Annotated in this window: 16 protein-coding genes; 2 read left to right on the top strand and 14 right to left on the bottom strand. The window is 34.5% G+C overall.

Features of this window, described 5'->3' with window-relative positions:
- Window positions 1–8: 8 nt before the first annotated feature.
- From CC90_RS0112995 to CC90_RS0113065, 14 genes are all read right to left on the bottom strand, one after another.
- Entirely contained in the window at window positions 9–1,418 is a 1,410-nt protein-coding gene (locus CC90_RS0112995; protein ID WP_031391200.1) for an RNA-binding domain-containing protein, read from the bottom strand.
- A gap of 207 nt (window positions 1,419–1,625) precedes the next feature.
- Complete coding sequence (locus CC90_RS0113000) at window positions 1,626–2,444, bottom strand: SMODS domain-containing nucleotidyltransferase (RefSeq protein WP_031391201.1); 819 nt, start codon at window positions 2,442–2,444, stop codon at window positions 1,626–1,628.
- The gene (locus tag CC90_RS0113005) at window positions 2,441–3,004 is read right to left on the bottom strand and encodes an SLATT domain-containing protein (RefSeq protein ID WP_031391202.1); all 564 of its coding nucleotides are present in this window, start codon (window positions 3,002–3,004) and stop codon (window positions 2,441–2,443) included. The genes CC90_RS0113000 and CC90_RS0113005 overlap by 4 nt, the downstream gene beginning before the upstream one ends.
- A 141-nt stretch (window positions 3,005–3,145) precedes the next feature.
- Window positions 3,146–3,745: a restriction endonuclease gene (locus CC90_RS23215; RefSeq protein WP_051869558.1), complete on the bottom strand. Its 600-nt coding sequence runs from the start codon at window positions 3,743–3,745 to the stop codon at window positions 3,146–3,148.
- A 4-nt stretch (window positions 3,746–3,749) separates the two neighbouring features.
- Window positions 3,750–3,983, bottom strand: coding sequence for a restriction endonuclease subunit S domain-containing protein (locus CC90_RS0113015; protein ID WP_031391204.1), 234 nt, complete (start codon window positions 3,981–3,983; stop codon window positions 3,750–3,752).
- On the bottom strand, window positions 3,970–4,797 hold the full coding sequence (locus CC90_RS0113020; RefSeq protein WP_031391205.1) for a hypothetical protein: 828 nt from the start codon (window positions 4,795–4,797) through the stop codon (window positions 3,970–3,972). The genes CC90_RS0113015 and CC90_RS0113020 overlap by 14 nt, the downstream gene beginning before the upstream one ends.
- Before the next feature lie 2 nt (window positions 4,798–4,799).
- Window positions 4,800–6,362, bottom strand: coding sequence for a type I restriction-modification system subunit M (locus CC90_RS0113025; protein WP_031391206.1), 1,563 nt, complete (start codon window positions 6,360–6,362; stop codon window positions 4,800–4,802).
- Entirely contained in the window at window positions 6,362–6,550 is a 189-nt protein-coding gene (locus CC90_RS0113030) for a transposase (RefSeq protein WP_031391207.1), read from the bottom strand. Before CC90_RS0113030 ends, CC90_RS0113025 begins: the two co-directional genes overlap by 1 nt.
- Window positions 6,551–6,735: 185 nt before the next feature.
- On the bottom strand, window positions 6,736–6,939 hold the full coding sequence (locus tag CC90_RS0113035) for a plasmid mobilization protein (protein WP_031391208.1): 204 nt from the start codon (window positions 6,937–6,939) through the stop codon (window positions 6,736–6,738).
- A 396-nt stretch (window positions 6,940–7,335) separates the two neighbouring features.
- A complete protein-coding gene (locus CC90_RS24830) occupies window positions 7,336–7,470 on the bottom strand; it encodes a hypothetical protein (RefSeq protein ID WP_278245474.1) in 135 nt (44 codons plus the stop codon).
- Between the two features lie 181 nt (window positions 7,471–7,651).
- The gene (locus CC90_RS0113045; protein WP_132038484.1) at window positions 7,652–8,098 is read right to left on the bottom strand and encodes a hypothetical protein; all 447 of its coding nucleotides are present in this window, start codon (window positions 8,096–8,098) and stop codon (window positions 7,652–7,654) included.
- 46 nt (window positions 8,099–8,144) lie between these two features.
- Complete coding sequence (locus CC90_RS0113050) at window positions 8,145–9,059, bottom strand: ParM/StbA family protein (protein WP_031391211.1); 915 nt, start codon at window positions 9,057–9,059, stop codon at window positions 8,145–8,147.
- A gap of 133 nt (window positions 9,060–9,192) precedes the next feature.
- The gene (locus CC90_RS0113055) at window positions 9,193–9,603 is read right to left on the bottom strand and encodes a helix-turn-helix domain-containing protein (protein WP_031391212.1); all 411 of its coding nucleotides are present in this window, start codon (window positions 9,601–9,603) and stop codon (window positions 9,193–9,195) included.
- Window positions 9,604–9,737: 134 nt separating this feature from the next.
- Complete coding sequence (locus tag CC90_RS0113065; protein WP_242843306.1) at window positions 9,738–9,929, bottom strand: hypothetical protein; 192 nt, start codon at window positions 9,927–9,929, stop codon at window positions 9,738–9,740.
- A 186-nt stretch (window positions 9,930–10,115) separates the two neighbouring features.
- Here CC90_RS0113065 and CC90_RS23220 point away from each other — a divergent pair, with 186 nt between their 5' ends.
- Both CC90_RS23220 and CC90_RS0113075 read left to right on the top strand, forming a co-directional pair.
- Window positions 10,116–11,057, top strand: coding sequence for a helix-turn-helix domain-containing protein (locus tag CC90_RS23220; RefSeq protein ID WP_051869559.1), 942 nt, complete (start codon window positions 10,116–10,118; stop codon window positions 11,055–11,057).
- 259 nt (window positions 11,058–11,316) lie between these two features.
- Window positions 11,317–12,423, top strand: coding sequence for a hypothetical protein (locus CC90_RS0113075; RefSeq protein WP_031391215.1), 1,107 nt, complete (start codon window positions 11,317–11,319; stop codon window positions 12,421–12,423).
- Window positions 12,424–12,596 lie beyond the last annotated feature (173 nt).

Here is a 12,596-nt window from a genome sequence, read left to right on the forward strand (position 1 = left end):
AATAATTTTTATAAAATCAACCAATATCCATCTCTGTTTGAACCTTCTCGCTTAATCTTTTTTTCATCTTTCAATTTTTTTATACAATACTTAACTTGGTTTGGTGTCCAATGCAAAGTTTCAGATATCTCTTTTGTCTTAATATCAGGTTTTTTATAAATCAAAGACAAAAGAATATCTTCAGGACTTTTGCCAAAAGTATTTGAATCATTCTTACCTTTAGATTCTACTGTATCAAAAGAATATTCCTCATCCAACGGAACAATTATTCTGAAAACATCGCCTTCAATAAACTCCGGTTCTTGTCCTGAATAATATTTCGAATACTTATACAGATTTCTGACTCCTGATCCGAGTCTATCTGACCAGCCAATATTTCTAAAAAATGAAGCTATAATTGGATTTTTAGGATTAGGTTCCATATTCTCAGGTGTAATCACTCCATCTCCTACTGAACGGCTCGCATTTTCTGTATACATTCTTTTCTTCTCGATAACAAATTTAGCGGTATACGAACTTGTAAATTCTCTATGAATTAAAGTGTTCCCAATCATTTCTCGTGTAATAATATTACGTAGATTCTTACGTTCAGTTCCTTCCAAGAAAAATTTATCTGGCAAATGCTTTCTAGCAAAATCCATTAACTGATCGTAGCTTTCAATCAAATTAGTTCTTACAGTTTCTCTGTCATCATATCTATCTACATTAATCTTTCTTACAAGCGCATCTGTTTCATATGCTGGGCAAATATCTCTAATCACATCATCTTTTCCAAGAAGCATAACTGCAGCAAGATTATATCCCTTTTCTCCAGTGGCTCGGTCTGTCCCGTAAAGCCCTGCACTTCTTAAAAGCTCTTCATTTGTCATTGATTCCCAACCATGCGTACCTTCAATATTGTTTGTAGCCATTTTTCTAACGCGTGGCAATAAATCTAACCTCAAATCATCTATTGATACATATGGGAAAATCCTTTTTTCAGTAAAAATACTTTGTTTACGAATGTACATAGATGCAAGCTGTGATGTCGCAGTTACTTTTACATCAGAATCATCTACTCTATCATAGATTTCCTTTTTAAAACTGTGAACTTCTGCGCTTACAGGAACATGCACATGTATAATTGTTTTTCCATCATACTTAATAATTTCAGGAACAAGATAAATCGTCGGTGATAACAGTATTGGATTACTGATAACTTTAATAAAATTCTTAATCATATCTCCAGCTGCTTTTTCTGGAACACCTATTACTGTACCATCATTTAAGACACCCATGAAAATATCACCGCCAAATCTATTCAGAAAAGAGCAGACACTTTCATAGACATCATTTTCTATGCCATTTCCACAACGCTTAAATTCTACAGCAATTGTTTCTCCAATTTGTAATATAGATTCAAGTTTATGTTGGTCCATGAATTTACCTCCTAATGGATCTCCTAAATTAATAATTTAATAATTGGATTCTTAAAATTTCAATTACTTCATACCAATAACCAAGTTAGCCGATTTTGTAACTCGTCTTCGCTCCACACAACATTATTTAATACTTTTTACATAATTATAATATCTGATTCACAAAATATCAGCCCTTCATTATTAATCATAACGAGATTGTTTTAATTATATGGCAATATAATTCATTACTTTCTTCAAACATTCTAGACTACTCTCTGTTAAAACTTTTTGCCCACTACCTGGAGCATATAATAAAAGAATTCCCCATGCTGAATTTGAAGTAAGATAATCAATTAGTACTTTTTCATAACTTCCACTTGCTGCAGATGAGCTATCTCCCGGTGGTGTCCATCTCCAATCCCCAATTGCTTGATAAACAAAACTATCAATCACAATCCCAGAAAGATGATAACTACTAAAATGATTATCACGTATAAATCGCAAATGTTTACATGTATCGCAAAATAGTCCATTACTACTTTGATTTTTTATTTTAATAGCTTCTTGCTCAGCTTTAGGGTTCGTAGAACGCCAATTCCCTCCCATATTTGAATCCGGATATTTATATGAACCATCCCAATTACCAAACCAGTCTAAATTTTTAAATGCAGGTAATATTTCAAATTTCATCCCATCAAAAAATGTTATTTTCACTACTTGTCCATCCGCTCTAACATCGCTTCTTGGATATGATGTTAAAATAGCTTGCTTAACTGTCTGCAAAAGTCTTGATTGTCCATTTCCTTTAAGAGCATCATGGCGCTCATATTCTTTCTCTGGTAAAAGAACCAATATGTCTAAATCACTTGTGTCAATTGCGGTTCCTCTTCCATAAGATCCTACATACAAACTGTTCTGTGAGTCACTTGACACATTCCAAAATTCTCTATTTATAGCAGATGTAACTGTATGATAACGCAAAGAAATTTTGCTTCTTATATCCATAGATATTATTTCTCCACGTTTCTGCACTAAATCACTCATTCTCTTCCTTCCCTTCTTAATTTTTCTGGAAGACTATCATCAATTTCCAGTTCAGAAAACCTATTATCTTGTTTTATATTCAATGCAATTCTTGCCTGCTTTACTGCCTTGTCTGTTGTTCTTGGCGCATCGCTATAGATTTCATCAACTTGTTTTACTAATTCATTATACTGCTCCATTAACACAGCCACCGTATCTTGCTCCAACCGAATTCTTAATATTAGCAGTTTCAACTCATCTCTTTTATTCAACAGTTTATGTGCTACAGACGTATGTGACGATATCATATTCTGCAAATCAAATGACCTAAAAAATGCACTTACAAAAACCGAAACAAATGATATTAAAGCTGATAAAATTTTAACCCATATTTGGTCAGTAAATATCAGCGAAACAATTCCTACCGAAGTTAAAGATGCAGCTAAAATTTTAGCAGTTTCCATGCTTTTATATTGTTTAGCATATAAATCTGATTGCTTTTCATGTATCTTATGCGACCACATAACGCCGCCAAATGTATTACGAACAGAATCTTCAAATATTTCATAATCATTCTGCATAGTTTTTCCCCCATATTAATATTTTTCGGAATTTCTGTAATTCCAAAATACTCTTCAATGTTCTCTGCATGTTTTAAATAATATTAAAAATCAATCCATCTAGCTTAAAACAACAATGGAAGTTTCCTTGTTTTAACACATTTATGTGCCATCAAACATTGTGTTCTTTATAGTATCAATAACATTTTTATACATTTCTTTTGTCGGATATATTTCATTATATGGATAATCGGAATCCAAATCCCACTGTAACGCAAAATACTTAGGCATTTGCCTTCTAACAAACATTTGTATCTTCAAAAAATCTAAATTTGGTTGAATAGAATTTTGTATATGCTTTACAAACTCATCTACAATCTGAATCAATGTAATGCCATGAGATTTTGCAAACATAACTGCACCACTTTGATAACCAGATGTTGACATAAAGATGCTCTTATTTGCTCCAAGACTTTGTTGTTTTTGATATAATGAACAAATTTTTTCACGTTCAATCGCTCTTGAATATTTTTTACATTCTACAATCATCTTAACCTTTGTTCCCATTATAGTAAATTCTCCAAGAACATCTATCTGATAAGTACCATCATTAGACTCAACTTTTTGATTATGTGAAACTGAAAAATCCTTTAAGTTTTCTTGAATAGCATATGCTTGAAGTGTATTCATGCAAAATATTTCAAAATCCGTAGGCGAAATATCAGCTGATAAACTTCTATATGGATTAATATCACCATTCATATCATCACCCCTCATCTACATTCTCAGCTTTTTCATCAGAAATAAAACTTATTGTTTTATCCAAAAAGAGGTTATACTGTGTGTATATTTGACCATAATGAATACACGGTGTCCCATTTTCTACATAATCCTTCTTCTGAAAGTTACCGCCTCTGAAAACAGAAGCAACCTCACTGAGCTTTTTATATTCAATGCCATTTGGACATAATTCATGAATCATTTTTTCAAGTTTCATCATCAAACAATCCCTCCTTTCGTATAATTTCTAAAAATTTATTGAACTCGATTTTATCTTTAGGGATAATTGGTCTATCAAACAAATCATATAACCCAATCTCTCGTAAATGCAGTTGCTTTTTTATATTTTCCTTCGATATTGAAACCCACATTTTTTCTCCATATAAGAGATTCGTTTTTATACATCCATCCTGCAGTTTTTGTAAACTTTCTTCCGTATTAATTCCCATTTCGAATAATGTACCATATTCATTTCTATTATTTTCTGGTATTTTCCTCAAATCTTCAGTATCATTAAAAATAGCAATTGTCCTCGTTGATACTGACTCTGGTAGTTTTTCATTTCTTCCCGGATGCTTATCAAGCATAATCTGCTCTTCAATTTCTTTTCTTATACCGTTTGCAATACGAAATAAATCACTATCAAAAGCAACATAATCAAGTGTTATCTGCTCTGGCAAATAATCAGAACAAATATTTTTGACTGATTGAATTTGTTGTTTCATATCACTTGTCATATCAGTTAAAGATTCATACTCTTTACTAATGTAGTCGTCATCTTTATGTGCACCGTTTTTATCACGCTCATAATATATTGAGCTTATTACATTATCTTCACAAATACGTTTTTTGTCTTTTGGAAAACATTTATCAAGAACTACACAACAGTTGATATAGAACTTTCTTCGTATGTCATTTGTCTTTTCTCGTAAATTAATATTAGAAATCTGCTTCCCGTGCTCAGAAATATATAAAATTGAGTCAATTGACTTCTTTGCATCGATAAAGTATCGTGCAAGTTCCCATCCTTTCATAACTACACCTCGATTTCTTCGATGATGTTTCGAATGGCCTCTCTCAATTCATCCTCACGCATAACGATTTCTTCAATCTCTGCATTCAGTTTTACAATATCAATCTTTTCACGAGTATCCTCTGCCTCTACATAAGTAGATACAGAAAGATTATACTCATTTTCAACAACCTCTTCATAACTTGCCAAATGAGAAAAGTGTTTCACTTCCTCACGATTTGCAAAGATATCTACGATTCGTTCAATATTCTTAGGTGTGAGCTTATTGTTATTGGTAACCTTAATACACTCATTTGAGGCATCTACAAATAAGGTCTGATTATCATTCTTATTCTTCTTCATGACCATAATGCAAGTTGCAATACTTGTACCAAAGAACAAATTACTAGGCAACTGAATAATACAGTCAACAAAGTTATTATCCACTAAGTATTTACGGATTTTCTGTTCTGCACCGCCACGATACATAATACCAGGAAAGCATACAATAGTAGCTGTTCCATTGGATGCAAGCCATGACAGACTATGCATAATAAACGCAAGATCCGCTTTACTCTTTGGTGCCAGCACTCCAGCTGGTGCAAAACGAGGATCATTGATCAGTAATGGATTTTCATCTCCTGCCCACTTGATAGAATATGGTGGATTGGATACTATCAGTTCAAACGGCTCATCATCCCAATGCTGAGGTGCTATCAATGTATCTTCGCATGCAACATTGAATTTATCAAAACCAATGTCATGCAAGAACATATTGATTCGGCAAAGGTTGTATGTGGTAATATTAATTTCCTGCCCATAATAGCCATTACGAACAGCTTCTTTTCCTAAAACGGTTTCCACTTTTAATAAAAGAGAACCTGAACCACAAGCTGGATCGTAAACTTTATTGATTTCTGTTTTTCCAACGGTTCCTAATCTTGTTAATAATTCTGATACATCCGCTGGCGTGTAAAACTCTCCACCAGACTTTCCAGCATTGGATGCATACATGGACATCAGGTATTCGTAAGCATCACCAAAAGCATCGATGGAATGGTCTTTCACATCACCTAAGTTCATCTGTGCAACACCATTTAATAGCTTCACAAGCTTTTCATTTCTTTTTGCTACAGTAGAACCAAGCTTATTGCTATTTACATCAAAATCATCAAACAAACCTGCAAAATCATTCTTTGCATCACTTCCCTTTGCAGATTCTTCTATATTGCGAAATACACTTTCCAGTGTTTCATTTAAATTTTCATCATTTGCAGCTTTTGCCCTAACATTACAGAACAATTCACTTGGAAGAATAAAGAAACCTTTTTCTTCTACAAGACCATCTCTTGCTTCTTCTGCATCTTCATCGGACATTTTGGCAAAAGCGAACTCTATATTTCCTGCTTTGATTTCCCCTTCATTAATATAGCTACAAAGATTTTCTGAAATATATCGATAAAACATCATACCGAGGACATAATTCTTAAAATCCCATCCATCTACTGCTCCTCTTAATTCGTCAGCAATTGCCCATATCGCACGATGTAACTCATCACGTTCCTGTTCTTTTTTTGTATCTATCATTACTGCTTATCCTCCTCAGGTTTTTTCTTATATCTAGCATCTTCCGGTTTCACTGCATCTGATGGAATTAGCCATGTTTTTCCCTTTTTTATCGCTCCATCAATTCGTCCTTCTGAACACAATACCCCAATCCGTCTTGATGTAATATTCCATTTTTCAGACATTTCAATTGTTGTTAAATATTCCATATTAGAAACCTCCAATCTGTATTATATTATATTCTTTTATCGGAATAATAACAAGCAAAAAAAATAAGCTAATTTTATTCGTAAAGCATAAAGTCGTAAAGTAAATTTTTAAAATTCTAGTCCGACCTTTTCTCAACTCTGGAATTTCTCATGCACAAGGTATTTGATATGATATTCAATATTAATTACCAAACATCCAAACTATCTTCTGCATCTACCCACATCTGCATCTCTCCATCCAAGGCTAGTCTTGGAGCTATGATTACCCCAGCAAGAGCATTGATAATAAATGATTGTTGTGTCTGTCCTGAAGCAATTACATTTTCCTGCAATCGCTCATACTCTTCTTTGTTCATTCGAAACTTCACTTGGTATTCTCTTTTTCGCACTTTGTATGACACTCCTTTCGTGGTTTTTGTCTTTTGGGGTGCAGGGACAGGCTCGTCAATATTGTCTATATTGAATAGCCTGCCCCTAGCTGATGGATGGGATTAGATGGAGAGACATCCAGTGGATGTCTTGTAATTTCATCACACGCATCAGCGGCTCCAGATGCAAGAGTGAAACTTTTGCTGGGGATCCAAGGGGGCAAAGCCCCTCTGGCAAGTTTAGGAACAGCCCAAAGGCTGCTTCCGGTGCGAATGTGGGTACCACATTTGCGAAACTTGCCCATCATCCTCCACTACATAACAGAAGATTATTGAGATCGGTGATAGCACTAATGGAAAGTTTCCGGTGGAGAGTTTCTATTAGCAGCTGGCACGTTCGAAATAATCTTTCGTAACTTACATGGGATGATAGTGGTCTTGTGATTTTTCGTAGGGATTGGATGCAACGAAAAGTACGCATTCATGTACTGCCTCATTGCATCCGATTCTGGAGAAAAACCACTCGGCTACAGCGTAGACGAAACGCCCCATGATAAACCTTCACTCACAATAGCCTGTCTAACATTTCTTATATTTGTCTAACAATATGCAACACATCTTATTTCACCGAAACATGTGTCTTGCAATATGTAAGACAATAGATACAAGCTGTAACACCCACATTGTGAACTTATAAATTCTGCAAATAAGAAAAGGCTTCTTCTGGCATAGTTTAATCTATCGTATCCTGTAAGATTATTTCTACCCTTTTCCCCTGTACCTTCTCCAGGGAAGAAGTGTTATTTTCTTCCCTATGCGGTTTTACAGAAGGATGAATTTCCATCCTTGCCAAAGTACTTGCTACCGATTCTACAATCATAGCTACCATCTTTTGATCATGGACTTCTAATGCCTTTAAGAATAACTCTCTCTGCTCATTTGCCTGCATCTGTAAATACTCCTGCATCTCCAATTTGAAATGCTCTTGCTGCTCCATTTGCATTTCATTTCCGTGATAACATTTCAATGCTGCTTTGATATAAGCCCCACTACTACCATATGGATCATTTGCGTTATCACGGTTATGTCCCATAATTGCTTCATACAATTCTCTTTCATCCTCTTTCGATAGATTTAATCGAAAGGACAAAGATTTCTGCAACTCACTTTTTCCTGCCATCGCCTCACCTCTAACTCCTGAAAATATCATCTTTGTCTTGCTTCACCTAGAATTTACCTTTTTGCTTTGCCAAGAATTCATATCCCTTTGCATTTGCCCTAATATCTTCTAGGTAGTGAATATTTGCACCTTTCAAGGTTCCATAATTCTTCATCAACATAGCACCGCCACCTGCATAGATGACTGTTAACATTTCCAGATCAAATCCCAGTTCTGCTAACTTTGCTTCAATACCTTTTGCAAAGTCTGCAAGTCCTGCTCTAATAATCACCTTACAATCTGTTGGAATATTTACGTCCTTTTCAAGAATCATCTGCTGAATCATATCTTCACTGACTCTGCGATTACAATTCTGATATACATTGCTTTTAATGCCTTCCATACACTGAATCAATGCTGCTGGAATCGAAGTACTTTCACTTTCTACTGGTACATAATTTCTTGTATGAATCACATCAATTGTTTTCGATCCAATATCTATAATCAGATTTTCTCTTCCATATTCCCGAAGCTTGTCTGCTATTGCTGCGTAGCACTGTGGAAATACATAAACATCTAAAATCTGAATCTCATAATCCCTACCACAATAGTTAAACTGAATCGAATCTTCTCGTAACAGATAATAATAAAAATCTTCTTTTTCCTTTCCAAATCTGCTAAATGGTAAACCAACTGCTAAAATCACATCTGCACTGTGTTGCTGATAAATATCCATTTCCTTTGCAACTGCAGCTAATGTTAGTAAAAAATAATTCTCATCCTCTGTCTTTGTCTGCATAAGTGGAAGTCTTCCTTCTCCGACTTTATAATAATTTCCTTGATAAATTAAAGTGTTGTTGGTAAGGGTGGCTTCTCCACCCAATTTTTCAACACCATTTTCAAATGTTGCATGCGGAGTCTTCATCATGGAAAAACCATGATCAATCCCCACCACCAGTAGTCTTCTATCACTAATATACATAATTGCCTCTCTTTCTGTAGCTACTCATTGCTACCATACAAATGATCTAATAATTCCAATACTGTCCGAAGAGATTCCAAAATCTCCAAATCCAGTTCCTCTGACATACTAATGTTACATAAATGTTTGTCAATCAGTTCCATACGCTTTGTGTTGGATGTTCCGTATGCGGTGTGCCCGTAATCGAAGGAACCGTTTTCGATTTCTCCGTGAACGGATTTACCGTAATCGGATTTTCCAATTGCGGTGGAACTGGTACCTGATGCACTTCAATCACATTTTTACCAAAGCGCCCTCTCCCAGTTCTTTCCTGTCCACCAGTCAAATATCCTCTTTTCATTAATTCATTCACACTAGACCGGATGCAATCTACTCCGTCTGGTAGAATTTTTGAAAAGCCTTTCAAATTAAAATCCCAATTGTCTGATAGGGACAATATTGTTACCAACATTCCTCGATCTCTCAAACTAAGCTTTTGATCAAGTAAAATATCTTTGCTTACATTCACATATAGTCCCTGGGTTTTGTTCTTTAAAACTGCCAAAAGATCACTCCTTTCATTTGAAAAAGGGCGGCAACTATGCTAGAATACATTTATATGTAACGTATATGCATAGTCATGTGCCCAAGCTCCTGCGCCAACAGGGGCTTTTTCTTTTCTCTAAACTTCATCATCAGTTACCTCTTCATACATGCTTCCTCGTAGTAGATACGGTTGATTTTTCCACTCATTACAAGCAACTTCGGATTTTCTTTTTTCATTCGCTCCGATAAATCCTTAATAATGGCGTATCCTTTGCTTCGACAAATTCCCCAATCAGCACATACCTCGTTTACATCTACATAAACTGGTTTCTTCATCTCTTCCATACGTTTCTCTCCTCTCGTGTAATATGTGGAATGGAAATAAATTTATTACTATTCAATTTTCATTATACAGAAGTATATTTATTTCTGTCAAGTGCAAATTAGAAATATTTTTATTTCTGTTCTTTCTATTTTTTCTATTCTATGATAAAATGGGTTCATCATTAAGAAAATGAGGTGATTTTTAAGATGTCAGTTGGACATAAAATAAGAGCCATACGCGATCTACGAGGTATGACTCAAAAAGAACTTGGTATCAAAGCTGGATTTTCAGCCGCTACTGCCGATGTTCGAATACGACAGTATGAAAGCCATAAAATGATTCCAAAAGAAGATAAGTTAAAAGAGATTGCAGCTGCTTTAGATGTAGATGTATCTGCACTAAAGGATCACGATATTTATTCTGATCTAGATCTGATGCAGATCTTATTTGAATTAGAGGAAAATCACGGACTGGTAATAGAAAAAGAATCAGATCGGTATGTGTTGTCATTTGACGAGTCACACCCATTGTTTCGATATACCAACTATAAGCTCGACAGCTGGTACCGAGCAAAATCACAACTTCTATCCCATTCAGAAGATTCTGGATATGATGATAAAGAATATTTACTTTGGAAATACAGATTCCCACTAGATACTATGGAAATAGAAAAAATGAATGCGGCTAAGGTACAGGAAAAATACAAGCCATTTGTAAATTCATCCTTTTCTATCAAAAAAGTAAATGAATTCATTCTTATGTTTGAGAAATTAATCAGAAATGGATTTGATATACAGATAGCATCAGCTCCTGAAAGATCCGGTATCGGAACCTTTGTTTGCTGTGCCATATTTAAACATTCAGAATTGTTAGAAGCTACTGGCGAATCGGCCAATGCTTATACAGAGTATCTTTCTATGGTAAGCTATCTAGAGAAATCGGGAATAGAGATTGAGAGAGAGACAAACTCTTTTGATGGGGAAACTCTGTTAGGGATTTATTTTTATAATTCTGTTTTATCCACTGCGCTGAACCATACAGTTCGGGAAATAATTGCAGCTTATAAAGCTGGAACGTTAGATGATAAAATACTACAGATGCAATATAAGGATTCGCTGCAGACTTTTAATGTGCCGATTGAGAAGTGATTCTTAGGAAAAGAACCCCCATCTAATTATAGTTTCTTTGAGATAGGAGGGGTGTTTTCAAACTATGTTTATAATACTGTATAATTTTAGCGTTCGAAAGTACTTCGTGGTTTACTCATAATCTCAATAAAAATTGAGATCCACCAATAGTTTATAGTAAAAAATGAAAAACTTAACTCTGTTCAAACACTCTGCATAAATGTCATTAGTTAACATATTTGTTATTTTATTTATAAATAAAAAGAAAGAAGGTTTTTATATGACAAGCAATAGTACTTTATACTATCCAACAATAGAATTTGCAAATCCACATTGGCTATGGACTGCTTCAATTTTATGGGATCATATTTATCGTATTGTTCCTGAAAACTATAGTCCTGCTGACAGCAATAATATTAAAGAGTTACTTAGTTCAAGTGACATTATTCATGATATTAATCCTACAAATTATGCAAGCAACGCCTTCACGGAATTCAAACAGTTTATGAAAGATAACAAAAAAGCATGGGCTGCTGCTCTAGAAAGTGCAAATCTTCACGATGAACAGTATGTTAAAATGCACAAAGATAAAGTTGATGTAAGATTAAAACAAATACTATTAGCGCAAAATGGAAGTGTAAGTGATTTTCTTGATGTTCCAAGTGATATTGCGAATTTTTATATGATGTTTCTTGCTGAAAACATTGCCAAACAGAATAATTTGCATTTAAGTACAGATAAATCTGAAGCATGGTGTGCAAGGAATTTCTTTGATTTTGACGGAAATATTGATTCGCGAAATTACGAAGAGGATGAAACATATTTATGCGCAATAACCTTTAATCATATGGTACCTAATGAAATAATTAATTTAACCCCAAATGAGCTAGTAAATTTTCGTAATACATCACGTAATGAACGTCATATATTCTTTGAAGATATAACAAACTTAAAGACATCTTTAGAAACCTGCAATGATCCAATTATAATATCAGATATCATCAATGATCATATATTAGATCTCACAGATTCAAGAAAATTATACAAACAAAGATGTAACGATATTTTCGTTTCACATTTTTTTGGATTAAAAACTATGGTAGTTCCAATTGCAATTCCAGTTTTGAATGCATTCTCAACACTTCCTGATTCACTGAAAAGTGCATTGGATATATTAGGTGTAGGTATCGGTGTAATTGGCAGCACATTCAATATAAGTAAAGAAATTAAAGCTGCAAGATCCAGTTACCCTGTAAACTACTTATTTGAACTAAATCAAAGATGTATGAATCCTCATATGGGATGCTTAGAAGTTGATTGTCATAATATTTTCAGTTCACATCAGGCATTTTTACATGAAGACTTAAATCACTTCATATACGATTAATATCAACATAAAAGGACCGCTATCGCACCTCCCATTCGAGATACGATAACGGTCTACCCATTTAAAATACTGGTTCTTTAAAATCATCTACCGATTCTACCTGGCACTTTGTATATTCACCATTCGGCTTTTGTTTTAACTTCTCTAGGAGCTGTTCTGTCAGCTCTGTAAGT

It is taken from the genome of Kineothrix alysoides, from assembly GCF_000732725.1.
GTDB lineage: Bacteria > Bacillota > Clostridia > Lachnospirales > Lachnospiraceae > Kineothrix > Kineothrix alysoides.